Raw genomic sequence first — 26248 nt, 5'->3', positions numbered from 1 at the left:
CCGCTCCTCCGCCGCTCGGCGAAGGTGGAACTTCCCAGCTCTAAGCCCCGCCCCGTTACGGGAACAGAGTGGCGAGGCCCGCCACGGACGGTGGCCTGGCCTGCGTCCGGGTGGATCAGGTGCGGCCGACCCGCCCCTTCTCCCCGGCGGCCCAGCAGGTGGAGCCGACGCAGTCCACGGTGTCGAAGCTGCCGGTGTCCGCGACCCGCCACGACCTGCCGTCCCTGCTGGTGTCCGTCCCGGACGGACCGACCGCGACGAGCCCGTTGCCCCGGTAGGCGATGCCGGACCGGTACCCGACCGGCGCGTCGGTCCCCGCCTTCCAGCCGCGGCCGTCGTTGGTCGCGAACGCCGGCGTCGGATCGGTCGGCTTCAGGTAGTCGCCGCCGATCGCCACCCCACGCCACGGCGTCTTGAACGCCACCGCGAACACCCCGGCCGCCTCACCGGACGGCAACGGCACCTCGCTCGCCTTCCACGACCGGCCACCGTCCCGCGACTCCAGCACCCGTGCCCGCGCGCCGCCGCCGGTCGCGATCCACGCGTGGTTGCCGCTGGTCGTCACGCACTGCCCGGACGCCGCGAACGCGAACTCGCCCGGCAACGCGTCCGGCATGCCCTTGGTGTCGTTGACGTGCCACGACCGGCCACCGTCCCACGTCCGCAGCACCCGGAACTTCCCGTCGACCGGGTCGCTCAGCGCCAGCCCGCGGAACCGGTCGAAGAACGCCACGCAGTCGTAGAACGCCTTGGGATCGGTGTTGCGGAACGACTCCTGCCAGCTGCGGCCGCCGTCGGACGTGCGGTAGATCCGCGACGACTCGCCCTCGCCGATCGACAGCGCCACGGCGTCGCGCGCGTCGAAGGCCTCGATGTCGCGGAACTCCAGGGCCTCGGTGCCGGGTGGCCCGACGGAGTCCCAGGAGCGGCCGCCGTTCGTCGTGCGCAGGACGGTGCCCTTCGAGCCGCTGACCCACGCGACCTGACCGGACACGGCGGACAGGCCGCGCAGGCGGGCGTCCGTGCCGGTCGGTGTCAGCTCCCAGTAGGAGGGGTCGGCAGCGGCTGTCCCGGAGAGGGCGAGCAGGGCGACGAGCGTCGCCGGCAGAAGTCGCATGCGGCCACTCTCGCCCAGCCACCGCTGCTCTTCCTAGCCCCGATCGGCGGTCGCCGCACTCCGGCCGGCGTCAGGGCGCGATCCGGGCGAGGTCCACTCGGGACTGGATGGTGAGCTTGCGGTAGATCTGCCGCAGGTGGAACCCGACGGTGTGCGGTGAGATGAAGAGCTCCTTGGCCACCTGGCGGTTGGTCAGCCCGTTCGCGACGAGACGCGCGACCTTCCGCTCGGTGCCGGTGAGGCTGTCCCATCCTGTTCTCGGCCGGGGTTCGTAGTCGTGTTCCTCGTGTCGTTTCGCCGTGCTGCGGCGTCGCCGGACGCCGAGCCGCCGCAGGGTGCGGCGCACTCGGGCGGAGTCGAGCTCGGCCTCGATCTCGTCGTAGCCGCTCAGCGCGCGGTTCAGCTCGACGACCGCCTGGTCGCGGTCGGTGTCGAGGAGGACGGACCCGATGTCCTCCGCCAGTGAGGCGTTCGTCCACCGGTCGGCGCAGCTCGCCTGGAGTTGCCTCAACGCGGCGATGTCCCGCGCCACCAGCGCGCGGCCGTGTCCGGCCGCCGCGACCACCGAGTCGTGCCGCGGGTTGGCGGAGGCCAAGGCTTCGGCCGCGTTCGCGAGCAGCTCGGCGAGAGCGTTTTCACCGGCGGCCAGTGCGGTGCGCACACACCACGCGGTGGCGGTCGGTGCTTCGAGCAGCAGTTGCGTGCGCAGTGCCGGATCCTCCGCCAGCGGGCGGATCTCGTCGATCGCCGCCGCCGGGCCGTCGGCGGCCGATGCCACCTGGCCCGCCGTCAGCCGCAGCGTCACCGCGCAGGGATGGGTGTGCCCGGCAGGAACCGACTCCTCCAGCCGGCGTAGCCCGTCGGAGGCCGCGACCAGGTCGCCCCTTCTGAGCGCGCACTGCACCAGGACCGCGCCGAGCTGCGGCTGGAACAGCGGCATCTCGGCCTGTTCGGAGGCCGCGAGTCCGATGGTCGCGGCCGCTTCGGCGGCGGCCACGTCGCCCTTGGCCAGCAGGACCGCCGCCCGCAGCGTGAGCGGGACCGACGTCATCACGCCGGTTCCGTGCGCTTGCGCCGTTCTGCAGGCCTCGTGCACCGCGTCGAGCGCCTCGTCGAGCTCGCCGAGCCTGGTGAGGAGCCAGGCCTTCGTCCACAGTGGATCGCTCTGCCAGGTCCTGGTCAGCTGGTCGCGGGTGGCCACGGCCGCCTCCGCCGCCTCGATCGCGGAGCCCAGCCTCCCCTCGCGCCAGTTCGCCATCGCCCGCACGGTCAGCGCGGCGGCCAGCACGTCCGCGGTGTGGTTCGCCGGCAGCGCAAGCACCTGGTCCGCCATTCCCACCGCCGCGCCGAGGTTGTGCAACGACAGGATGTTGAGCAGCAACAGCTCCGGCGACAGCTCGTGATCGGCCGGCCCGGTGACCTCGAAGTCGACGGCGCACACCGTCGTGGCGTCACCGCGCAACATCTGCGCGATGGTCTGCCAGGTGCGCAGCACGGACGCCGGCTGCACGTGGACGGGGTCGTCGGGGTGCAGCAACGCCCCCGCGAGCTCCACGGCCTGGCTGAGCCTGCCCATCCGGACCAGTGCCGCGGCCGCCGTGACTCCGAGCGCGATCCGGTTCGCCGTACCCGGCTCCGTGATCCTCAGGCCGCTGGTCGCGAGTGCCGCGGCCGCCTCGGGAGAGATCGGCAGCAGGATTTGCGCCGCCTCCTCGACGGTGCCGACGGCCCGCGCGTCCCCGGTTTGCGCGCAGTGCACCAGATGCACCGCGACCGACACCACGTCCTGGCGCTCACGGGCGAGCAGCATCGTCACCGCCTGCCGGTGCAACGCCGACCGCATCGGTTTCGGCACGGAGCCGAGCACCGCCCGCCACACCGGTTCCCGATGGAACACGAACTCGGCACCGTCACCACGCAGGAACCCGGCCGCCAGCGCCTCCCGCAGCGGCCGCAGCAGCACCGCCACGGGCTCGCCGAGCATCTCCGCCAGGTCCTCCGGGGCGAAGCGGTTACCGAGCACCGCCGCGACCTGGAGCACGTCCTGCACCAGCGGAGAGAGTCCGAGGAACCTCTCGCCCATCATCCGCCGGAACGACCGGGGCAGCCGCTCGGCCGGCTCGACCGACACGGCGCAGGCGACACCGCACTCCAGCGGTCCCGCGGTCAGCCGGGCGACGCCGTCCACGACCTGGACGTGGTTCTCCCGCAGCAGGCCCACGACCAGGTTCCCCACGCCCCGCGGGGTGCCACCGGCGCTGCCGACCAGCGCGGCGACGTCCTCGTCCGGCTCCGCGCGCAGCAGGTCGGCGGCCATGCCGAGAGCCGCGTCGTCCGGCAGCGGCGCGAGCGACCCGATCCAGTCGCACGGGAGCGTTCGCGCCATGTCCTGGAGCACCGCGCTCGCGACTGACGCGGAGTGCTCGTCGTGCAGGGTGAGCAGCCAGCACACCGGCAGGTGCTTCAGCTTGGCCATCACCGTGCTCACGGCGCCGAGCACCGGCGGCGACGTCCGATGGGCGTCGTCGAGCGTGACGAGCACCGGGCCGTGCCGGAGCTGCCCGATCACCTGCGGTTCGATCTGCGCGGCCAGCGAGCCGAGGCTGACGACATGGGGATGGTCGGACCTGGAGCCCTCCGCCGGGAAGGCGTCCGGTGACAGGCCCACCACCGAGAAGCCGCCCCGCACGGCCAGCGAGGCGCTCTCGGCCACCAGCCTGCTGATGCCCGTGCCCTCGGCGGACGCCACCACCAGCATGCTCGCCTGCCGCGTCTCCGCGGTCGCCAGGATGTACTGCTCTATCCGCCAGATCTCCTCTTCACGTCCGCGCAACGGCAGCGATACGGGCAGATCCGATGGCCGATTCCACGCCACGGGATTCTCGGCGAGAGGTGTGCACAACACTTCTTGTCCTGTCCTGTGAGCACCGCCATGGGCACGACGAAAAGGGAACTGTTCACGGAAAGAAATGAACGATGCTCCCCAGGCGACGATCTGGCTGCGGCACTTCACTGTGACACAGGGGTGGCGCTGCGCCATTCAAGACGCGGGTTCCAGCAGGTGCGTGACTCGTTGGCTGCATCCGAGAACCTTTCAACTCATCGACTGCAGACTCGCGCGAGTTCACCCGCCGTGTCAACACCCCCAAACAACACAACGCGACCGGATCCATCCGAAATCAGCGGCAAGCGAAGTGAGACGGGCAGGGCGTGCCCGCTCACACCGGGTGAGCTCCAGGCAAAAACACGCGTGGGCGATCCCGTTTTCACGCAGGGCCGATTGTTCTGTCGTTCCGAGTAATGCGGATCCGCTGCCCGGTCGCGGCACGGCGGCGCCCGCCTCAGTTCTCCCGAGCAGCGAACCCCGTCATTACCCGGGCTCGGAGAATCCTCACACCAACGTCTCGTTTGGCCGATCCCCACGATTACCAGCTCCACCGGAACGGCGATTCCGCCGGACGAGCGACCAGCCGGCGTTAACTTTCACAGCGGGGCGAAACGGCGGGCCGGTGGTCAATCGGCCCGCCATTCACGTCACCGCAGCGTCGCGGGAAGAACGCTCATCCGGCGGATCATCCACTCGGACTCCCACTCGAACGGCGTGGTGGTGCTCAGCCGCGCCCGCGGGAAGCGGCGCAGGAATCCCTCCACCGCGATCTGGGCTTCCAGACGCACCAGCGACGCGCCGATGCAGTAATGCATTCCCAGCCCGAACGAGAGGTGCCCGTGGCCGCCGCGCGTGGAATCGAAGCTGTCCGCCTCCTCCCCCGGTTCACGGTTGGCCGCGGCGATGCTGACCTGCACCGGCGCGCCCTTGGGAATCAGGTAGCCGCCGAGCTCGATGTCCTCCAGCGGGAAACGCCAGGTCGGGTGCGGGAACGGCGGGTGCACCCGCAGCGCCTCCTCGATCCACGACTTGATCTCGTCGCCGGTCTCCGGCCGCTCGTCCACCGGGCGGCGCAGCGCTTCGAAGAGGGCGGCCGAGATGAGACTGCCGGTGGTCTCGTAGCCCGTGATGATCATGCCGAGGGTCCACACGATCACCTCGCCCTCCGTCACGTCGGCGTCGATCCCGTTGGAGGAGGCCAGCAGGCCGGTGATGACGCCGTCGCGCAACGGTTCCGGGTTGGCCACCCAGCCCTCGACCGCCTCGTACAGCGACCGGACCGCCATGGTGCGGGCGGGGTAGTCCGAGGAGTACAGCATCACGTCGGTGATGCCGCGCAGCTGCCGTTCCGCCTCCTCGGGGAGCCCCAGCATCTCGGAGATGAACGCCAGCGGGATCTTGTGGGTGTAGTCGGTCACGACGTTGACCTCGCCGTCACCGCGAGTGCTGAGCTGCTCGAGCTCGTCGAGGAAGCCCTCGACCTTGACGCTGACCCGCTCACCCCACCTCTCCGTGTTGCGCGGGCTCAGCACGGGGGCGTGCATCCGCCTGATCCGCGCGTGGTCCTCGCCGTCGCTCATGATCATGGCTCGCGCGTACTCCGGCGGCGGCTGGGAGCCCACCATCAGGCCCGGCTGGCGCATGAAGTCGGGCACCAGGGTGATGTCCTTGCCCATCTTCGGGTGCGCGAGCGCCTGTTTGACGAGTTCCCGGTCGCACACCACCCAGGCGTGCTGCCCGAGGTAGGGAATCCTCACGACCGGAGCCACCCGCGCGGCGGCGAGCAGGTCCGGCATGCAGTCGAAGGGACCAGGGTCGATGGGCATGGTCGTCTCGGGGGCCTGCAGCCCCGTCTTCGTCGTGCCGTTCAACGTGCGATACCTCCGGTGGGAATCTGGTCCTGGAAAACGGCGGCGGACTCGATCAGATCGGCAGCCCGTTTCGGCGCGTCGCTGTTGTTGAGGTCCACGGCCAGCTCCGCGGCGCGACGCCGGTAGCTCTCGTTCGTGCGCACGGTCGTCACGGCGGCACGCAGGCTGGACTCGGTGACGGCGCGCGGCGTGACGACCACGCCCACGCCGGCGTACTCGACTCTCGCGGCCACATCGGGGTTTTCTTCGGTGGCGGGCACGACGACCAACGGCACACCGTGCGCGAGAGCGGCGTTGACCCCGTTGTAGCCGCCGTTGGTCATCATCACGTCCACGTGCGGGAGCAGGTGGTGGTAGGGGACGAACCGTTCCATCCGCACGTTGTCCGGCAACGGAAGAAGCCTCTCCACGTCCAGTTTGCTGCCGGTGGTCAGCACGACGAGAACGTCCTCTTCGGCGAGAGCGCGCACGGCGGGCACCAGCATGCGTTCGACGTCGTTGGCCGTCGTCCCCTGCGTGATCAGGACGACGGGCCGGTCGCCGCCGAGCTCGTCCCACCACTCGGGCGGGTCGAAGCGAGCGGGCGGAACGCCGAACAGGCCGCCGATGAAGTGGGTTCCCGGCAGCAGGTCCCTGCGTGGGAACTCGAACGACGCCACCGAGCCGACCAGGTACAGGTCGGGGGCACGGGAGATGTTCTCCATCGCCCTCTTCCTCAGCCGGGGCAGCCCGACCTCGGCGCGCACGCGGTCGGCCTCGGCACGCAGATCCCGCATCGACACCTGGTCGCCGAGGAACCTCAGTGCCGCGTTGCGCAGGCGGCGCAACGGTGTGGTGCTCGGCGGCAGCCCCATCCCGAGCGGCCCGGTGTCGCGACTGCCCAGGATGTAGATGGAGTTGGCGAGCCAGACCAGCGGGATTCCCGTGCGCTCACTGGCGAAGCAGGCGCCGTAGCACATGTCGTCGGAGAGGATCCGTTCCGCGGGGAACCGGTCGAGCACCGCCAGGATGTCCGCAAGCTGTCCCTTGGCGGTGCGGTAGAAGATGTCGCGGACGCCGACCTTGAAGCTCTTCAGCCCGGTCAGGCCGGAGTGGACGGGGAAGGCCTCCTCCCGGTTACGGCCCCCGAAGTCGAGCCCCTCGGTCATCGGCTCGAAGCGCGCGCCGGTCCGTTCGACCTGCTCCCGGAACGCCTCGCCGGTGTACCAGCGCACCTCGTGACCGCGCCGGGTCAGCTCGGTGGCTATCTCGAACAGGCTGACGACATGTCCAGGGGCGGGTGTGGTCGCGATCAGCACTCGGGTCAACGTCGCCTCCCGCAGCAACCGTGGGTGTGGCCGCTGAGCGGCTCGCGTCAGCATCACCCGCCGGACGGCACCGAACGACGTGTCGAGACAAACCCCGCGCACATGCGCGGGGCCGGTCGGTTCAGCGTGTCGCGGTAGGCGTCCCGGACCGCCGAAGGCCGTCCGCGACCGGCTCTGTCGGGGGATACGGGCGCACCGTCACCGCACGAACAATGGCCGCAGATCAATTCCTTGCCCGTCGCTCCGCCGCCCAGAGCAAGGGTTTCGCCTCGTCGAACGCAAGCCCCATGGAGCACAACGCGCACCGGAAGGAAGTCCGCGGTGACAACGTTGCAAGAGGTCAACGGGATCGACGCCGTCGGCGAGAGGAAGAAGGTCACCGTCATCGGCGCGGGTGTCGCCGGTCTGGTCACGGCCTACGAACTGGAGCGCCTCGGCCACGAAGTCGAGATCATCGAGGCCGGCACCAGGATCGGTGGCCGTATCCACACCCACCGCTTCACCGGCGAGGGGCAGTTCGCCGAGCTCGGTGCGATGCGCATTCCTTCCGAACACCGCCTGACCTTGCACTACATCGCCGAGCTCGGCCTGCAGGACCAGGTGCGGCCGTTCCACACGATCTTCTCCGACGACGCGGCCTACCTGCCGAGCTCCGCCGGGTACCTGCGGGTGCGCGACGCACACGACGTGCTCGTCAGCGAGTTCGCCTCCGGGCTGCCCGCCGGGCGCTACCGGGACAGCACCCTGCTCTTCGGTGCCTGGCTGGACGCGACCATCAAGGCCATCGCGCCACGCCAGTTCTACAACGGGATGCACGGCGAGATCGGCGCCGGTCTGCTCGACCTCGTCGACCAGGTCGACCTGGAGCCCTACCGTCGTGGCAACGGCACCAGGATCGACCTGCACGCCTTCTACGCGGGCAACCCGCGCATCCGCTCGCTGGTGCCGGCACACCTGGAACGCTTCCTCGACGACGTGCTCGACGAGACCAGCTCCGCCATCGTGCGGCTGCGTGACGGCATGGACCAGATCCCCCGTGGTCTCGCGGCACGCCTGCTCGGCAGGGTCACCACCGGGCAGGAGGTGACCGGGATCGAGGTCCGGGACAGGGCCGTGGTCCTGAGCCTGCGGCAGGGAACGAGGTCCTTCACCAGGACCTGCGACTTCGTGGTGTGCACGATCCCGTTCACGGTGCTGCGCGGCCTGCGGCTGAGCGGGTTCGACGACGAGAAGCTCGACATCATCCACGGCACGAAGTACTGGCCGGCGACGAAGGTCGCCTTCCACTGCCGCGAGGCGTTCTGGCACGAGGACGGCATCAGCGGCGGCGCCTCCTTCACCGGCGGGCACGTCCGGCAGACCTACTACCCGCCCGTCGACGGCGATCCGGCCCACGGCGCGGTGATGCTCGCCAGCTACAGCATCGGTCCCGACGCCGACGCGCTCAGCGAGCTCAGCGAGCAGGAGAGGATCGCGCTGATCACCCGGGAGCTCGGGGTGATGCATCCGGAACTGCGCAGCCCGGGCATGGTCCTCGGCGTCGCCACGAAGGCGTGGGGCGAGCACCGCTGGTCCCGCGGGGCGGCGACGATCCGCTGGGACCAGGACTCGGCGCTGCGGGAAGCGCAGCGCCGGGAGGCGACGAGGCCGCAGAAGGGCCTCTTCTTCGCCGGGGAGCACTGCTCGTCGAAACCCGCGTGGATCGAGGGCGCGATCGAGTCCGCGATCGACGCCGCGCACGAGATCGAGTGGTGCGAACGCCGGACGGGTCCGGTGTTCGCGCCCCGGCGGTTCACGCACACGGAGAAGTCCGCATGAGCGTCTTCGACCTGCCCAGGCTGCACTTCGCCGGTACCGCCTCCACCCGCCTGCCTACGGGGCCACGCAACGGAATGGTCGACCTGGCGACCAACACCGCCCTCACCGCGCAAGGTGACCCCTTTCCGGTGCACCGCCCACCGGCCGAGTACCAGCAGCACCTCGACGAGACAGGGCCGAGGTACGACAGCGCGGGCCGCGAAGCACCGGACGGGCCGTTCAGCGCGGCCAAGGGCCGCGACTTCGCGGGCAACGGGCACTTCTCCATCAACGCGCGCATCGTCAGCGCCGAGCGCCTGGCGGGTCAGTCCGACACCACGGACCCGGTGGTGGGCCGCGCCGTCGACTTCTGGGGCCACTACAACGAGTACCTCGCCACCACGGTCAACCGGGCGCGGATCTTCGACGTCGACCCCGCCTCCGACTGGACGACGACGCTCATGGTGGGCCAGCTCGGCTTCGGCCGGGACGGGAGGTCGCACGACGTCGGGTACATGGCGACCGGAACGGTCAGGGGCTTCTCCCCGCCGCGCTGGCACGCCACCGGCCGCGGGTCCGGCCACTGGCGGCTGGGCCGATCGGTGGTGCACCAGTTCGTCGTCACCGACGACGACCTGCGCTGGCTGGACGAGGCCGAGATGTCACCGATCGCCGGGCTCCTCAAGGCGGCCAGGACGGGCGGTCTCGTCGTGCAGTTCGCGCTCGACGACCAGTCCGCCCCACAGGCACCGGACCAGCCCTCGCGGTGGCGGCTGCACGGCACGATCGCGCCGTGGCGGCCCGACGAGCCGCGCACGTACCCGGCCGGCCGGCTGCTCGTCCCGGACCGCGCCACCCGCAACCGCCTGGGCAACCTCACCGTCGGGGTCGCGGACGGCCACGTCACCCTGAACATGATCACGGCGCCCGCGCCGGCGGCAGTGGCGCGGGACCTCGAACTGCGCACGGCGGGCGACGACCGGCTGGTGGCCCGGATCCCCGCCCGCGCGTACACCGGTGACGACGCGGCACTCACCGCCGGTGTGGTCACGGTTCCCGCCGAACTGTCCGAAGAGGACACCGCGGTCAACGCGCTGCGGCTGGTCGCCTCGGACGGCGTGCTGCTCCTGCGGGAGCAGGAGATCAACCTCCAGGTCGACGACGCGAGCGTCTTCGTGGAACACCCCCGCACTCCGGACGACGCGGACCACGACGTCGACGTGGTGGTGCGGTCGTCCGTCCGGGGCCGGCCCGGCGCGGTGCACGGCATCACCGTCCGGCAGTTCGCCAACCCGGCGGCTCGTCCCCGCGACCCCGCCGACGCCGACATCGTCTCCCTGCGCGCGGACGGGTCCGCGTGGGCGACCACCTGCGTGCTGAACACGGACGACACCGGTCGCGGCCGGTTCACCCTGCGCGGCAGGACGGCCGGCACCGCACGCGTGCTGCTGACGGCCACACCGGAACCCGCGGCGCTCGGCTACGACAACGACGACAAGCTCGGGTTCTGGTCCGGCGCCGGATACCTGAACGTGCGCGTGCTGCCGGACGACTGGCACCTCGACGAGGTGCGGCACGCCGACTACGACCTGGTGTACCGCGAGGTCTTCGCCTACTACGAACACCTCTTCTCCTTCATGGACAAGGAGGTCTTCAGCCTCGCGAACCGCAGCCGCACCGAGACCTACGCCAAGCTGATCTGGCAGATGTGCGATCCGCGCAACAAGACGCAGACGTACTACATGCCGCCGACGCGGGACCTCTCCGAGCCGAAAGCGCGTCTGCTGCTGAAGTTCCTGCGGACGCAACAGGTTCCCGACCACCTGCTCCTGCCGGCCGAGACGGCCGTACTGCCCCGCGACCGGATCTCCACGCGCGGCGAGTTGCTGCGGATCCTGCGGGAAGCGGCCATGGTCGAGCTCGCCGTCATGCTCCAGTACCTCTACGCGGCCTACTCCGTGCCCACCTACGGCGCCGGCGCGGAGTACGTGCGGCTGGGGGTGTGGACTCCCGAACAGCTCCAGCTCGCCTGCGGCGACGGCGGGGAGACGCTCGACGAGGGCATCCGGAGCATGCTGCTCGGGATCGCGCGCGAGGAGATGATCCACTTCCTGCTCGTCAACAACATCATCATGGCGCTGGGCGAGCCGTTCCACGTGCCGCGGGTCGACTTCGCCACGATCAACCACGAACTGCCGGTACCGCTGGACTTCGCCCTCGAACGGCTCGGCCTCGGCAGCGTGGAGCGCTTCACCCAGATCGAGAAGCCGGAGCACCAGGTCAGCGATCTGCGGCCGCGCGACGGTGCCACCACGGCGCAGCCGGGCAGGCACGAACACGGTTACGCCTCGCTGAGCGAGCTCTACGCCGACATCCGTGAGGCCCTGCAACGGATCCCGGACCTGTTCCTGGTCTCCAGGGGCAGGGGCGGCGGCGAGCACCACCTGTTCCTCCGTGAGTCGATCAACCACGAGCACCCCGACTACCAGCTGGAGGTCGACGACCTCCCGAGCGCCCTGTACGCGATCGACGTGATCACCGAACAGGGCGAGGGCGGTGTGCTGGACCACGACGCCACCGAGGACTCGCACTACACGTCGTTCCTGCGCATCGGCGAACTGCTGCGCACGGCGCCGGTGACAGGTCCGCACGCCGAGCTGTGGAACCCCGCCTACCCGGTCGTCCGCAACCCGTCCCTCGATCCCGCGAGCCCGGCGGTCGAGGCGGTGACGGACCCCGACGCCAGGACGGTCATGCGGATCTTCAACCAGTCGTACTTCATGACCCTGCAGCTCATGGCCCAGCACTTCGGGGAACGCCCGGACGCGAGCCTGCGCCGGTCGGACCTCATGAACGCGGCCATCGACGTCATGACGGGGATGATGCGCCCGCTGGGCGAGCTGCTGGTGACGCTGCCCTCCGGCCGGCGTGGCACGACGGCAGGACCCTCGTTCGAGCTGCCGGACCTGCCCGCCGCGATCGCGCGACCGGACGTGGCCAGGCGTGCCATCGCGCTGCGGCTGGACGACATCGCGGCGCAGTGCGCCAAGTGCTCGCTGGTGCCCGTGCGCGTGGGCGAGCTGAGCACGTTCTGGGCAGACCACTTCCGCGGGCAAGCCGAAGGGATGTGACAGCACCCATGCGATCCGTGACACTGCCCCGGTTCAGCCTGACGGGCTGGTCCGAAGAGGACATCGCCGACCCGTACCCGGTGTACCGCCGGTACCGGGAGGTCCGGTCCGTGCACGAGGGCGCCGGGGACGGCCCGCGCACCTTCTACGTCTTCGGCTACGACGACGTGGTGAAAGTGCTGTCCGACCGCGGCTTCGGCCGGACCCCGCGCTCCACTTCGGACGAGTCGGCTCCACCGGCAGTGCCGGTTCCCGCCGAGTTCCCGGCTCTTCGTTCCGTGGTGGAGAACTGGCTCGTCTTCCTCGACCCGCCGGAGCACACGCAGCTGAGGTCCTCGCTGCAGAAGGAGTTCTCCGGCGCGGTGGTGACCGCGTTGCGGCCCCGCATCGCCCGCATCGCCCAGGAGCTGCTGTCCCGGCTCCGCGGGCTCGGCGAGGTCGACCTCGTCGGCGGCTTCGCGGCGCCGTTCCCGATCATGGTGATCTGCGAGCTGCTCGGGGTTCCCGCGGGGCACCACGAGTGGCTGCGCGACCGGGCCGTGGCGTTGCAGGGCGCCAGCACCACCCGGTCCGCGAACGGCGGGTCGAGGTTCACCGGCGCGGAGGCCGCGGCGCGGGAGCTGTCGGACTACTTCCGCGACCAGGCGCGGCGGCGGCAGCCGGGTCAGCACGACCTGCTCTCGCTGCTCGTGGGCATCAAGCACGACGGCACTCCGCTGAGCACCGAAAGAGTGGTGGGAACCTGCATCCACCTCCTGACCGCGGGGCACGAGACCACGACCAACTCGCTGGCCAAGGCGGCGCTGGTCCTGCGCGCGCACCCGGAGCTGGTCGCCGACCTGCGCGACTACCCGGACCTGGTGCCCACCGCCGTGGAGGAGCTGCTCCGCTACGACCCACCGGTGCAGGCCGTGACGCGCTGGGCCCGGCAGGACACCCTCGTCGGCGGACTCGACGTGCCGGCCGGCAGCCGCGTGATCGCGCTGCTGGGCTCGGCGAACAGGGACCCGGCCCGCTTCCCGCGGCCGGACGCCGTGGACGTGCACCGGCCGGCGGACCGGCACCTCGGCTTCGGGATCGGCATCCACTACTGCCTCGGCGCGACCCTCGCGCGCGCCGAGCTCGAGATCGGGCTGCGCGCGCTGCTGGAGGGCCTTCCCGGCTGGGAGAAGGCCTCCCAGCGGGTCGAGTACGCCGACGACATGGTCTTCCACGGACCGGCCCGCCTCGTCCTCGACCTGCCCGCCACCACCAGTCCGGGAGGAACGCACCCATGACAGCGCAGACCGACGCCGTCGGCGGCAAGTACGACCAGTTCGCGCAGGCCGGCACCACGGAGGCCCTGGGCGGCAACATCCACGCGGGCTACTGGGACCCCGGCGCCGAGGACGTGCCGATGGTCATCGCGACGGACCGCCTGACCGACCTGGTCGCCGAGCGCCTCGCCCTGCGGCCCGGTCACCGGGTGCTCGACGTGGGCTGTGGCAACGGTTTCCCGGCCCTGCGCATCGCGGAGACCCACGACGTCCACGTCACCGGCATCACGGTGTCACCGGAGGAGGTCTCCAGGGCGACCGGGCTCGCGGCGGAGTCGGAGGTGGCGGACCGCGTCGCCTTCCGGCTCGCCGACGCCGCAGGCCTGCCCGGCGACCTCGGCACGTTCGACGCCGTCTTCGCCATCGAGTCGCTGCTGCACCTGCCGGACCAGGCCGCGGCGTTGGCGGGGTTGCGCCGGTTCGTGCGTCCGGGAGGCCGGCTCGTCGTGGCGGACCTGTGCCGGCGCGAACCGTTCACCGGCGCGGGCGAGGAGGTGCTGGCCGGGATGATCCGCACGCTGGAGATCGCCGGGATCAACACCCCGCAGGAGCACCGGGCCGTGGTGGAGCGAGCCGGCTGGCAGCTGCTGGAGCTCGCCGACATCGGCGAGAACGTGCGGCCGAGCTACGGGCACGTCGCCGCCGCGTTCCGCCGGATCGCCGCCTCGGTGCCGCCCGCCGCGGCCGGGGACGTCCTCACGGCGGCGAACCTCATGTCGGCGTTCGGGGAGAACCCGAGCAGCGGCTACGTCCTGATCACCGCACAACGGCCGTAGAACGGGGTTCCCACCATGACGCCCCACCTGAGCCTGCCCACCGCCATCCGCCCGCGCGGAGGCCCCGGCCACGCCGGCCGCATCGCCCTGTCCGCCGCGACCCGCCACGGCGCGGACATGCGCACCGAGGACGTCCGCGCCTGGCTCGCGGAACGCCGCCAGGCCAACGTCCTCCGGGTCGAACGCATCCCGTTCGCCGACCTCGACCAGTGGCACTTCGTGAAGCCCACCGGTGATCTCGTGCACGCGAGCGGCCGGTTCTTCGCGATCGAGGGCCTGCACGTGGTGGAGCACGACGGCCCGCACGGCGACGGCCCCTACCGCGAGTGGCAGCAGCCGGTCATCAAACAGCCCGAGGTCGGGATCCTCGGCATCCTCTGCAAGGAGATCGACGGGGTCCTGCACTTCCTGATGCAGGCGAAGATGGAGCCGGGCAACCCCAACCTCGTGCAGTTGTCGCCGACCGTCCAGGCGACCCGCAGCAACTACACGGGAGCCCACGGCGGTTCGAGCGTGAAGCTGCTGGAGCACTTCGTCGACCTCGACCGCGACCAGGTGATCGTCGACGTGCTGCAGGCCGAGCAGGGGTCCTGGTTCTTCCGCAAGTCCAACCGCAACATGATCGTCGAGACCGCCGCCGAGATCGCCGAGGACGACGACTTCCGCTGGCTCACCCTCGGCCAGATCGCGGAACTGCTGCACGAGGACCTGACGGTCAACATGAACGCGCGCAGCGTTCTTTCCTGCCTTCCCTACTACGACCCGAATCCCGGCGCGCTGCACTCCGACGTCCAGCTGCTCTCGTGGTTCACCGGCGAACGCGCCCGTCACGACGTCCGGACCACGCGCATCCCGCTGGCGTCGGTCGAAGGCTGGAAACGCGGTCCCGACGCCGTCGAGCACGAGGACGGCCGCTACTTCAAGGTCGTGGCGGTCGCCGTGCGGGGCAGCAACCGGGAGCGGGTCAGCTGGACCCAGCCGTTGCTGGAATCGGTCGACATGGGTGTCTCGGCGTTCCTGGTGCGCGAGTTCGGTGGCGTACGGCATGTGCTGGTGCACGCCCGCGCCGACGGCGGTTTCCTCGACACGGTCGAGCTCGCGCCCACCGTGCAGTGCACCCCTCGCAACTACGAACACCTCCCGGCCGGCGAACGTCCCCCGTTCCTCGACGTCGTGCTGGGGGCCGATCGTTCGCGGATCCGGTACGAGGCGGTGCATTCCGAGGAGGGCGGCCGGTTCCTGAACACCAAATGCCGTTACCTCACCATCGAGGCCGCCTCGCTGGTGCCGTCCGAGCCTCCGCGCGGCTACGCCTGGGCCACGCCCGCGCAGCTCACCGCGCTGGCCCGGCACGGGCACTACCTCAACGTGGAGGCGCGCACGCTCCTGGCGTGCATGAACGCCGCCTCCGCCTGGCCACGGGGAGTGGTGTGACATGAACAGGATCACCGTGCTCGGCGCCACGGGCTTCATCGGCTCGGCGGTGCTGAAGACGTTGGCGCAGCAGGAAGTTCAGCTGCGTGCCGTGGCGCGCAGACCCGCCGTGGTGCCGCCCGGCCCGGCCGAGGTCGAGGTGGTGACCGCCGACCTCACCGACCGCGACGCGCTCGCGAAGGCGGTCGACGGCGCGGACGCGGTGCTCTACCTGCTGCTCGGTGACGGCGGGTGGCGCGCGGCCGAGGAGGGCTCCGCCGAACGCGTGAACGTCGGTGTCATGCGGGACCTGCTCGACGTGCTGGGCGAACGCGCCGGCGAACCTCCGGTGATCGTCTACGGCGGTGCGGCGTCCCAGGTCGGTGTGCCGCAACGGGAACCGCTCGACGGCAGTGAGCCCGACCAGCCGGAAACCGCTTACGACCGGCAGAAGCTGCGCGCCGAACTGCTGCTGGAGAAGGCGACTGCCGCCGGCCGGGTGCGCGGCATCGGTCTGCGGTTGCCCACGGTGTTCGGCGAGAGCCTGGGCGGAGGCCAGGACCGCGGTGTCGTGTCCGCCATGGTGAAGAGGGCGCTCGACGGGCAACCGCTCACGATGTGGCACGACGGCACCGTCCGCCGCGACCTGGTCCACGTCGAGGACATCGCCTCCGCGTTCGCCGCGGCACTCGCGCATCCCGGCGCACTGGCCGGCCGGCACTGGCTGCTCGGGGCGGGGCGCGGCGACGCGCTCGGCGACGTCTTCCGCCTGATCGCCGGCATCACCTCCGAGCACACCGGCGCACCGCCGGTCGAGGTGACTTCGGTCCAGGCCCCCTCGCACGCCCCCGTGACCGACTTCCGCAGCGTGACCATCGACTCCTCGGCGTTCCGGGCCGTCACCGGCTGGCGCCCGGAGATCCCGCTGGCGGAAGGGATCCGCCGAACCGTCACCGCACTGGCCCGAAAGGCTCGCACATGACCACGCGTGTTTGGGACTACCTCGCCGAATACCGGCACGAGCGGCTCGACATCCTGGCCGCCGTCGAGAAGGTGTTCGACTCCGGGCAGCTCGTCCTCGGGGAGAGTGTGCGGGGGTTCGAGGAGGAGTTCGCCGCGTACCACGGACTTCCGCACTGCGTCGGGGTCGACAACGGGACGAACGCGATCACGCTCGGGCTCCAGGCGCTGGGCGTCGGGCCGGGCGACGAGGTGATCACGGTGTCGAACACCGCGGCGCCGACCGTCGTCGCCATCGACGCCGCGGGAGCCACGCCGGTGTTCGTCGACGTCCGCGAGGAGGACTTCCTCATGGACACCTCGCAGGTCGAAGCGAAGATCACCGACCGCACACGCTGCATCGTGCCCGTCCACCTCTACGGGCAGTGCGTGGACATGGCGGCCGTGAAGGCGATCGCGGACAAGCACGGCCTGAGCGTTCTGGAGGACTGCGCCCAGGCGCACGGCGCCCGCCAGCGCGGCACGATCGCCGGCTCGACCGGTGACGCGGCGGCGTTCTCCTTCTACCCCACCAAGGTTCTCGGCGCCTACGGCGACGGTGGCGCGGTGCTGACTCCGCACGACCATGTCGCCGCGCAGCTGCGGAGGCTGCGCTACTACGGCATGGACAAGATCTACTACACCGTCCAGACCCCGGCGCACAACAGCCGTCTCGACGAGGTCCAGGCCGAGATCCTGCGGCGCAAGCTGACGCGGCTCGACACCTACGTCGCCGGGCGCCGGGCCGTGGCGCGGCGGTACGAGGAAGGGCTCGGCGACACCGCCCTGAAGCTGCCCGCCACGACCGAGGGCAACGACCACGTCTACTACGTCTACGTGGTCCGCCATCCCCGGCGTGACGACATCATCGAGCGCCTCAAGTCCTACGACATCCACCTGAACATCAGCTACCCGTGGCCCGTGCACACCATGAGCGGCTTCGCCCACCTCGCCGAGCGCACCGGCTCGTTGCCCGTCACCGAGGCACTGGCGGGCGAGATCTTCTCGCTGCCGATGTACCCGTCGCTGTCGCCCGATCTGCAGGACAAGGTCATCCATGCGTTGCGCCAGGTCCTGGCAACGCTCTGAGATCGCAGGAGCTCACATGAAAGTCCGCACGCTCGCAGTGGAAGGCGCGCTGGAGTTCACCCCGCAGGTGTTCGGTGACGACCGGGGCAGGTTCCTCTCCCCGTTCCAGGAAGCGGCGTTCGCCGACGCGCACGGTGCACCGCTCTTCCCGGTGAGGCAGACCAACCACAGCGTGTCCGCCCGCGGTGTGGTCAGGGGCATCCACTACACCACCACTCCGCCGGGCTGCGCCAAGTACGTCTACTGCGCGGCCGGGTCGGCCGTCGACGTCGTGGTCGACATCCGGGTCGGCTCACCGACGTTCGGCCGGTGGGACTCCGTGCTGATGGACCAGAACCACCACCGCACCCTGTACTTCCCGGTCGGCGTCGGGCACGCGTTCATCGCACTCGAGGACGACACCGTGATGTCGTACATGATCTCCGGCACCTACGTCGCGGAGCACGAACTCGCCCTCGACGTCCTCGACCCGGCCCTCGGTCTGCCCGTGCCGAAGGACGTCCCACCGATTCTGTCCGAAAGGGACAGTGTCGCGATCACCCTCGCCCAGGCGGGGGAACAGGGTCTGCTGCCCCACTACGAGCTCTGCCGGCAGATCGAACAGGAACTGACGCAGGCCGTCGTCTCCCTCTGACCTCCAGACCGGACTCGTTCACCCATCAGGAGAAGCTCGCCATGACCCAGACTCTGCCCCAGCCGCAAGACGTCGGTGCGCTCTACGACAAGCTGACCCTGAGCGCGATGCGCGACGGCAGCTTCAACACCAACGTCCACATCGGTTACTGGGACTCGCCGGACTCCACTGCCACGATCGACGAGGCGATGGACCGGCTCACCGACGTGTTCATCGAGAAGCTCAACGTCGACGCGTCGTCGCACGTGCTTGACCTGGGCTGCGGGGTGGGCGGCCCCGGCCTGCGACTGGCGGGCAGGACCGGTGCACGGGTGACGGGCGTCAGCATCAGCGCGGAACAGGTCAAGACCGCGAACAAGCTCGCCGCCGAGACGGGTCTCGCCGCCAGGGCGGTCTTCGAGCACGCCGACGCGCTGAACCTGCCGTTCCAGGACAGCTCGTTCGACGCGGTGATGGCGCTGGAGTCGATCTGCCACATGCCCGACCGCGACCAGGTGTTCCGCGAGATCTTCCGGGTGCTGAGGCCCGGCGGCCGGGTGGTGCTGACCGACATCTTCGACCGCTACCCGCGCAAGGAGGTCCGCAGCCCCGGCATCGACAAGTTCTGCCGCGACCTCATGTGCACCACGGCCGACATCGACGACTACGTGCCGATGCTGCACCGCGCGGGCCTGCGCCTGCACAGCATCGACGACATCACCGAGCAGAGCACGCTGCGCCTGGCCGACGAGATCGAGAAGCTCGGTGGCTTCGAGGAACGCCCCGTAGCGATGGACGAGGGCAACTTCGAGTTCTCCGAGAACGCCTTCAAGCCGGGTGACCTGTCCGGCGCGGACGACTTCGGCTGCCTGCTGGCCGTGGCCGTGCGCCCCTGATCGCACTGACGTCGCGGGGCGGTGCTTTCGAAACACCGCCCTGCCTTTCACCCCAACGAAAGGTGCGGACACGATGACGGGCAAGGCTGAGCGGACCGACGTGCTGATCGTCGGCGGCGGCCCGGTCGGGATGGCGCTGGCGATCGACCTGACCCACCGCGGGATCGCCTGTCTGGTGGTCGAGGCGGGGGACGGCACCGTCCGCCACCCGAAGGTCAGCACGATCGGGCCGCGCTCGATGGAGCTGTTCCGGCGCTGGGGCCTCGCGGACGCGATCCGCGGCGCGGGCTGGCCGCCCGACCACCCCCTGGACATCGCCTGGGTCACCAAGATCGGCGGGCACGAGCTGTACCGCTACCGGCGGGGAACCGCCGCCGACCGCCCGGTCTTCCAGCACACCCCCGAACCCGACCAGATCTGCCCGGCGCACTGGCTCAACCCCGTGCTGGCACAGGCGGTCGGCATCGCACCGGACGGACCGCTGCGGCTGAGGTCGTCGATCAGCGACGTGACCCAGGCCGGCGACCACGTGCAGGCCGTGCTCACCGACCTCACCACCGGCACGACCACCGACGTGCGGGCGGAGTTCCTGGTCGCCTGCGACGGCGCGTCCTCCCCCATCCGCCAGGCCTGCGGCATCGACGCCCCCGCCCGGTTCCGCCCCCAGATCTTCCGCAACGTGCTGTTCCGCGCCCCCGAGCTCAGGGCGCGGCTCGGCGACGGCACCGCGCTGGTCCACTTCCTCGTCCGGTCGCCGGTCCTGCGCTTCCCGCTGCGGTCACTGGACGGCGCCGACCTCTACAACCTCGTCGTCGGCGTCGAGGACGAGACGGCGCCCCGCACCGACGCCCTGTCCCTCATCCGCGACGCGATCGCGTTCGACACCCCGGTGGAGGTGCTGAGCGACGGCGACTGGCACCTCACCCACCGGGTCGCCGACCGCTACCGGGACCGCCGCGTGTTCCTCGCGGGCGACGCCGCGCACACCCTGTCCCCCTCCGGTGGCTTCGGCCTCAACACCGGCATCGCCGATGCGGCCGACCTGGGGTGGAAGATCGCCGCCACGCTCGACGGCTGGGCGGGACCGGGCCTGCTCGACAGCTACGAGACCGAGCGCAGGCCGATCGCCGAGGAAAGCCTGCGCGAGGCGAACGTGAACCTGCGGCGGACGTTGGACCGGCAGGTGCCGCAGGAGATCGACCTGGACGGCCCGGACGGCGAACAGGCTCGCGAGGCCATGGCCGAACGGCTCGCCGCGAGCGGCGCGCACCGCGAGTTCGACGCCCCGGAGATCCACTTCGGACTCCGCTACCGGTCCGCGGTCATCGTCGACGACCCCGGTCAGCCGGCCGGCATCACCGTGCCGGACGCGGCCTGGCGGCCCGGTGGCGAACCGGGCAGGCGAGCCGCGCACGCGTGGTGGGACGCGACGACGTCGACGCTCGACCTCTTCGGCCACGGCTTCGTCCTGCTGCAGTTCGGTGCGGACGAAGGACTTCCGCGCTTCGTGGAGGCGTTCGCCGGCCGCGGCGTGCCGCTGAGCGTCCACCGCAGCGACGACGACGAACTGGCCAAGCTCTACGAGCGGACCTTCGTCCTGGTCCGGCCGGACGGCCACGTGGCGTGGCGGGGCGACGCGCTCCCGGACGACCCCGTGGCTCTCGTCGACACGGTGCGCGGAGCCGTCGAGGCATGACTGGCGGGCCACGCGCGGCGGAGCTGTGTGCGGTGGCGGTGTCAGCCGTGGTGAGCGCGGCACACGACAGGACGAGCAGTGGCGTGGGCGCCACGAAACCGGAAGAGGACAGCTCGACATGGCAGACGTACTGGCACGCACCCGGCAGACCACCCACACCGGCGACGGGCCGGCGACGCCCCTGAACGGAGACACCCGGTGAAGCAGGACGAGTTGCTGGACGCCCCCGAGGCCGGCATGCCCACCGTGCCGGCACCCGTCGACTCCATCGCGGCGGTGCTGGCGGCGGGCGAGGTGGCGCCGATCGTCAAGGTGGACTACTACGGCGGCACCAACTGGGTCGTGTGCGACCCGGACCTCGCGCGGGCCGCGCTCCTCGACGGACGGCTCAGCAAGGACATAGCGCTCGCGCCGGAGTGGATGCGGATTCCCGGCGTCATGCTCGGCGCCCAGCCCCGTGCCGAGGTCGCCAAGGCGATGGTGATGAGCGAGGGCGGGGAGCACACCCGGATCAGGCGGTTGCACGCGAAGTTCTTCACGCCCCGCAAGCTCGGCGAGTGGGGTGAGCGGATCACCAGGCTCGCCGGCGGCCTGCTGGACGAGCTCGCCGCGGAGAAGGGCGAGGTGAACCTCATCGACCGCTTCACCTTCCCCCTGCCGCTCGGTTTCTTCGGCGAGCTCCTCGGGGTGCCACCGCACCTGCGCCCCGCGCTGCGCGAGGTCACCGACGCCATCATCTTCTCGGAGGACCAGGACACCAGGGCCGCCGGCGTGGGCGGGCTCGCCGGCACGGTCGCCCGGTGGGCCGCCGACCGCGACGTCCTCGACCAGGGGTTCATCACCGACCTCCTGGCGGCCGAGGCCGAGGACTCGGTGAGCCTGAACGAGGTCGTGACGTGGACGACGGGCCTGATCATGGCGGGCTACGAGTCCACGGCCAGCCTGATCGCCTCAGCGATCTTCGAGGCCCTGCGCCGGCCGCCCGGTGAGCGGCCGAGGACCGAGGCGGAGATCGGTGACTGGGTGGAGGAGACCCTGCGGATGCAGCCACCGCTGCCGCACGCGACCTGGCGGTTCGCCACCGAGGACATCGAGCTCGGCGGCTACCTGATCCCGAAGGGCGCGCCCGTGCAGGTCAACCTCGCGACGGCCAACCGCTGCCCGCACCGCACCGCCGGAGACGACTTCCGCCCGGGAACCGGTGGCGACAACGTCAGCTTCGGCCTCGGCCGCCACCTCTGCCTGGGCGCGCCACTGGCCCGCCTGGAGGCCAGGATCGCCCTCGGCGCGTTCCTGGCGCGCTTTCCCCACGCCCGGCTGAGCGACACGAGCGAGGTGCGGTGGGAGTCGGACTGGATCATCCGGCGCATCAGCGCCCTGCCCGTCGTGCTGTCACCCCACCAGTGAGGAACGAGATGACGCAGACCCCTGAAGAACCGGTGGCGGACGACTCGGTGAGCAGGATGCTGGTGCTCCTGCGCTCGGCACACCTGCTGCGCGCGGCGGTGCTGCTCGATCTGGCGGACACGCTGGAGGACGACCCGCTCTCCGTGGCGGACCTGGCCGTCCGGACGGGCACCGATCCCGGCGTGCTCGGCAGACTGCTGGCGGCCCTGGCGAGCACCGGTGTGTTCACGCTGGCCGAGGACGGCCGGTACGCGCACACGCCGCTCTCCCGGACGATGTGCTCCACGCACCCCGTGGGCCGCATCCTCACGCAGGACCTGAAGAACGACGCCTCGTGGCAGGCGTGGAGCAACCTCGCGGCCGCCGCCAAGGAGGGCCGCAGCCCGTTCGCGGTCGTGCACGGCACCGACTTCTACAGCTATATCAGCGAGCACGATCCCGAGCAGGCCGCCGACTTCCACCAGGCGATGAGCAACGCCACCGAGGAGGACAACGGTGACGTGGTCGCGGCGCTGGGCCTGCCGGAGACGGGCGTGGTGGTCGACGTGGGCGGAGGCCGCGGCGGACTGCTGCGGGACGTCCTGAGGGCCGCACCTGGCCTGCACGGCGTGCTGTTCGACGTGGAGGGGGTCATCGCCGACGCCCTGCCCGAGCTGGTCAGCGACCCGCTCGCGTCGCGGTGCGAGACCGTGGCAGGGGACGCGCTGGCCGCCGTCCCTGCGGGAGCCGACCTCTACCTGCTGCGGTTCATCCTGCACAACTGGGGCGACGAGGACTGCGTGCGCATCCTGAAGTCCTGTGCACGGGCCGCGAAACCCGGTTCCCGGATCGTCGTCGCCGAGGTGCTGCTGGGGAAGTCAGGCCCGCCCGACGCGTACACCGCGATGGCCGACATGGGGATGTTCGTGCTGTTCGGCAGCCAGGAACGCACCGAGGACGAGTACACGGGCCTGTTCGGCCGAGCGGGCCTGGAGTACCGCGGGTCGACGGCGACCGAGTCGCTGCACCTGTTCGAAGCGGTCGCACGCTAGAAACGCGACGAGGGACGCGCTCCGGGCTGGAGCGCGCCCCTCGTCGTCGTTTTCTCAGAGCGAGGAGATGAGGCGTTCCACGCGCTCGTCCACCGCGCGGAACGGGTCCTTGCACAGCACGGTGCGCTGCGCCTGGTCGTTCAGCTTGAGGTGCACCCAGTCGACGGTGAAGTCGCGACCGGCGGCCTGCGCGGCGGCGATGAAGTCACCGCGCAGCTTGGCCCGGGTGGTCTGCGGCGGGGTGTCCTTGGCGGCCTCGATCTCGCCGTCGTCGGTCACCCGCTCGACCTGGCCCTTGCGCTGCAGCAGGTCGAACACGCCCCGGCCGCGGCGGATGTCGTGGTAGGCGAGGTCGAGCTGGGCGATGCGAGGGTTGGACAGGTCCATGTTGTGCTTGGCCATGTACCGCTCCATCAGGCGGTTCTTGATGGCCCAGTCGATCTCGCGGTCGATCTTCGTCAGGTCCTGCGACTCGACGGCGTCCAGCGTGCGGCCCCACAGTTCGAGGACGCGCTCGGCCATCGGGTCCGGGGAGCGCTTGGCGCAGTGCTCGACGGCCTTCTCGTAGTACTCGCGCTGGATGTCGAGCGCGGACGCTTCCTTGCCGCCGGCCAGCCGGACCGTGCGACGGCCGGTCAGGTCGTGCGAGATCTCGCGGATGGCGCGGATCGGGTTGTCCAGCGAGAAGTCCCGGAACTGGACGCCCTGCTCGATCATCTCCAGCACCAGGTTCGCGCTGCCCACCTTGAGCAGCGTCGTCACCTCGGACATGTTCGAGTCGCCGACGATGACGTGCAGGCGCCGGTAGCGCTCGGCGTCGGCGTGCGGCTCGTCGCGGGTGTTGATGATCGGGCGGGACCGGGTGGTCGCGGACGACACGCCCTCCCAGATGTGCTCGGCGCGCTGCGAGAGGCAGTACACGGCGCCGCGCGGGGTCTGCAGCACCTTGCCCGCGCCGCAGATCAGCTGGCGGGTGACCAGGAACGGCAGCAGCACGTCCGCGATGCGCGAGAACTCGCCGGCCCGTGCGACCAGGTAGTTCTCGTGGCAGCCGTACGAGTTGCCCGCGGAGTCGGTGTTGTTCTTGAACAGGAAGATGTCGCCGCCGATGCCCTCGTCGGCGAGCCTGCGCTCGGCGTCGACGAGCAGGTCCTCGAGGATCCGCTCACCCGCCTTGTCGTGCGTGACGAGCTGGGCCAGGTCGTCACACTCGGCCGTCGCGTACTCCGGATGGGAGCCGACGTCGAGGTAGAGCCGGGAGCCGTTGCGCAGGAAGACGTTGGAAGAACGCCCCCAGGAGACGACGCGGCGGAACAAGTACCGCGCGACCTCGTCCGGGGACAGACGACGCTGCCCGTGGAAGGTGCAGGTCACCCCGAATTCTGTCTCAATGCCGAAGATCCGCCGCTGCATGCCTCAACAGTAGGCGACTCTCAGGCGGAGCAGGGTGATCCGTTCGGGCGGCACGCCGGTTGCGGTTTAGTGTCGAAGGCGTGTGGAAACGGGTCAGCGCTCTCGACAAGAAGCTCATGAGCTCGTCTGCCGGACTGCCTCCGAGCAGGCTCGACAGGGGTTTGAAGAGGCTTTCGAAAGCCGCGAACCACAGTCTGCTGTGGTTCGTCATCGCGGCGATTCTGGCAACGGGCAAAGGCTCGTTCCGGCGTGGCGCGTTCCGGGGGCTCGTGGCCATCGCCGGGGCCTCTGCCAGCGCGAACCTGGTCGGGAAGTCACTTTTCCCGCGCCGCCGTCCCGCCGCTGATCTGCTCGCGGTCCCGCGCCGGTTGTCGAAGCGGCCGACGTCCTCGTCGTTTCCTTCCGGTCACTCGGCATCGGCGGCTGCTTTCGCCACCGCGGTCGCCATGGAATCACCCACGGCAGGCGTGGTGGTGGCGCCGATCGCCGCCGCCGTGGCCTATTCACGCGTCCACACGGGCGTGCATTGGCCGACCGATGTCGCGGCCGGCGCGGCGGTAGGTGTCAGTGCCGCGTTGCTGACCCGCCGGTGGTGGCCGCTCGGCATCAACGAGCCCGCCTCGGCCTACGAGCACGCCGACCTGACGTCGCTGCAGGACGGCGACGGGCTGGTCGTGGTGGTGAACCCGTACTCGGGGATCGGCCCGGACCCGACGCCGCAGATCACCGAGGAGTGGCCGAAGGCGCAGGTCGTGCCGATCGAGGACCTGGACTCGCTGCCGGACGCGAAGGCGCTGGGCGTGGCCGGTGGCGACGGGACCGTGGCCGCCGTGGCCGCCGTGGCGGTCGAACGCGACCTGCCGATGGTGCTCATCCCGTCCGGCACGTTGAACCACTTCGCGCGCGACGTGGGCATCACCGGGCTGCACGACACGGCGCAGGCGGTCGCGGACGGCGTCGGCGTGCGGGTCGACCTGGCGCAGGTCAACGGGCAGTGGTTCGTGAACACGGCGTCGCTCGGCGGCTACCCGGACATGGTGCGCATCCGCGAGAAGCTGCAGAAACGCTGGGGCAAGTGGCCGGCGGCGGCGATCGCGCTGTTCCGCGTGCTGCAGCGGGCCAAGCCGCTCAGGATGACCATCGACGGCGACAAGCACCTCGTGTGGCTGCTGTTCGTGGGCAACGGGCCGTACCGGCCCAAGGGATTCGCGCCGGCGATGCGCCCGCGACTCGACGACGGGCTGCTCGACGTGCGGTACGTGCGGGCGGACAGGCCGTTCTCGCGGACCCGGTTCTTCCTGGGCGCCGCGTTCGGGGCGCTGGAGCACTCGCGCACGTACCGGCACCTCGAAGTGGCCTCGCTGAACGTCGAGGTGCACGGCGCGCCCATCTCGATCGCGACGGACGGCGAGGTGCGCGAGCGAGCCACCCACTTCGCGTTCCGCTCCCGCCCGGCCGCCCTGGGCATCTACCGCCCCTGACTTCGCGC

General features: G+C 70.7%; 18 protein-coding genes. 13 read left to right on the top strand and 5 right to left on the bottom strand.

Annotated features, from left to right (window positions below):
• Window positions 1-115: 115 nt before the first annotated feature.
• The 4 genes from ACRSBM_RS11790 to ACRSBM_RS11775 all read right to left on the bottom strand — a co-directional run bounded on the left by ACRSBM_RS11790 (window position 116) and on the right by ACRSBM_RS11775 (window position 7173).
• Window positions 116-1117, bottom strand: a complete 1002-nt coding sequence (locus ACRSBM_RS11790; protein ID WP_434442865.1) for an oxidoreductase — start codon at window positions 1115-1117, stop codon at window positions 116-118.
• A gap of 70 nt (window positions 1118-1187) precedes the next feature.
• Window positions 1188-4022, bottom strand: a complete 2835-nt coding sequence (locus ACRSBM_RS11785) for a LuxR C-terminal-related transcriptional regulator (RefSeq protein WP_434442864.1) — start codon at window positions 4020-4022, stop codon at window positions 1188-1190.
• 629 nt (window positions 4023-4651) lie between these two features.
• Window positions 4652-5875 carry a cytochrome P450 gene (locus tag ACRSBM_RS11780; RefSeq protein WP_434442862.1) on the bottom strand — a complete coding sequence of 408 codons (1224 nt, stop codon included), beginning with the start codon at window positions 5873-5875 and terminating at the stop codon, window positions 4652-4654.
• Complete coding sequence (locus tag ACRSBM_RS11775; RefSeq protein WP_434453055.1) at window positions 5872-7173, bottom strand: glycosyltransferase; 1302 nt, start codon at window positions 7171-7173, stop codon at window positions 5872-5874. Before ACRSBM_RS11775 ends, ACRSBM_RS11780 begins: the two co-directional genes overlap by 4 nt.
• 330 nt (window positions 7174-7503) lie before the next feature.
• On the opposite strand from ACRSBM_RS11775, the gene ACRSBM_RS11770 reads away from it, so the two are divergent.
• The 12 genes from ACRSBM_RS11770 to ACRSBM_RS11715 all read left to right on the top strand — a co-directional run bounded on the left by ACRSBM_RS11770 (window position 7504) and on the right by ACRSBM_RS11715 (window position 23346).
• Window positions 7504-9000, top strand: a complete 1497-nt coding sequence (locus tag ACRSBM_RS11770; RefSeq protein ID WP_434442860.1) for a flavin monoamine oxidase family protein — start codon at window positions 7504-7506, stop codon at window positions 8998-9000.
• A complete protein-coding gene (locus ACRSBM_RS11765; RefSeq protein ID WP_434442858.1) occupies window positions 8997-12110 on the top strand; it encodes a ferritin-like domain-containing protein in 3114 nt (1037 codons plus the stop codon). The genes ACRSBM_RS11770 and ACRSBM_RS11765 overlap by 4 nt, the downstream gene beginning before the upstream one ends.
• Window positions 12111-12118: 8 nt before the next feature.
• Window positions 12119-13387 carry a cytochrome P450 gene (locus tag ACRSBM_RS11760; protein ID WP_434442856.1) on the top strand — a complete coding sequence of 423 codons (1269 nt, stop codon included), beginning with the start codon at window positions 12119-12121 and terminating at the stop codon, window positions 13385-13387.
• Window positions 13384-14202, top strand: coding sequence for an SAM-dependent methyltransferase (locus ACRSBM_RS11755; protein ID WP_434442854.1), 819 nt, complete (start codon window positions 13384-13386; stop codon window positions 14200-14202). Before ACRSBM_RS11760 ends, ACRSBM_RS11755 begins: the two co-directional genes overlap by 4 nt.
• A gap of 15 nt (window positions 14203-14217) precedes the next feature.
• Window positions 14218-15636 carry an NDP-hexose 2,3-dehydratase family protein gene (locus tag ACRSBM_RS11750; RefSeq protein WP_434442853.1) on the top strand — a complete coding sequence of 473 codons (1419 nt, stop codon included), beginning with the start codon at window positions 14218-14220 and terminating at the stop codon, window positions 15634-15636.
• A 1-nt stretch (window position 15637) separates the two neighbouring features.
• Window positions 15638-16597: an NAD-dependent epimerase/dehydratase family protein gene (locus ACRSBM_RS11745; protein WP_434442851.1), complete on the top strand. Its 960-nt coding sequence runs from the start codon at window positions 15638-15640 to the stop codon at window positions 16595-16597.
• Window positions 16594-17703 carry a DegT/DnrJ/EryC1/StrS family aminotransferase gene (locus tag ACRSBM_RS11740; RefSeq protein ID WP_434442849.1) on the top strand — a complete coding sequence of 370 codons (1110 nt, stop codon included), beginning with the start codon at window positions 16594-16596 and terminating at the stop codon, window positions 17701-17703. Before ACRSBM_RS11745 ends, ACRSBM_RS11740 begins: the two co-directional genes overlap by 4 nt.
• 16 nt (window positions 17704-17719) lie before the next feature.
• Window positions 17720-18337, top strand: a complete 618-nt coding sequence (locus tag ACRSBM_RS11735; RefSeq protein WP_434442847.1) for a dTDP-4-dehydrorhamnose 3,5-epimerase family protein — start codon at window positions 17720-17722, stop codon at window positions 18335-18337.
• Window positions 18338-18378: 41 nt separating this feature from the next.
• Window positions 18379-19212, top strand: coding sequence for an SAM-dependent methyltransferase (locus ACRSBM_RS11730; RefSeq protein ID WP_434442846.1), 834 nt, complete (start codon window positions 18379-18381; stop codon window positions 19210-19212).
• 73 nt (window positions 19213-19285) lie between these two features.
• Complete coding sequence (locus tag ACRSBM_RS11725; protein ID WP_434442844.1) at window positions 19286-20908, top strand: FAD-dependent monooxygenase; 1623 nt, start codon at window positions 19286-19288, stop codon at window positions 20906-20908.
• Window positions 20909-21106: 198 nt separating this feature from the next.
• Entirely contained in the window at window positions 21107-22315 is a 1209-nt protein-coding gene (locus ACRSBM_RS11720) for a cytochrome P450 (protein WP_434442842.1), read from the top strand.
• Window positions 22316-22323: 8 nt separating this feature from the next.
• Window positions 22324-23346: a methyltransferase gene (locus ACRSBM_RS11715; protein ID WP_434442841.1), complete on the top strand. Its 1023-nt coding sequence runs from the start codon at window positions 22324-22326 to the stop codon at window positions 23344-23346.
• Between the two features lie 54 nt (window positions 23347-23400).
• Here ACRSBM_RS11715 and pafA read toward each other — a convergent pair whose 3' ends face one another.
• A complete protein-coding gene (pafA, locus tag ACRSBM_RS11710) occupies window positions 23401-24759 on the bottom strand; it encodes a Pup--protein ligase (RefSeq protein ID WP_355307909.1) in 1359 nt (452 codons plus the stop codon).
• A gap of 80 nt (window positions 24760-24839) precedes the next feature.
• Between pafA and ACRSBM_RS11705 the strand changes: the two genes are divergently transcribed.
• Complete coding sequence (locus ACRSBM_RS11705; protein ID WP_434442839.1) at window positions 24840-26240, top strand: bifunctional phosphatase PAP2/diacylglycerol kinase family protein; 1401 nt, start codon at window positions 24840-24842, stop codon at window positions 26238-26240.
• Window positions 26241-26248: the final 8 nt, after the last annotated feature.

This window comes from Lentzea xerophila (assembly GCF_051094245.1).
In the GTDB taxonomy this organism is placed as follows: Bacteria; Actinomycetota; Actinomycetes; order Mycobacteriales; family Pseudonocardiaceae; genus Lentzea; species Lentzea xerophila.
Note: the sequence above shows the minus strand (reverse complement) of the source record. Positions and strands in the feature narration are given on the sequence as shown.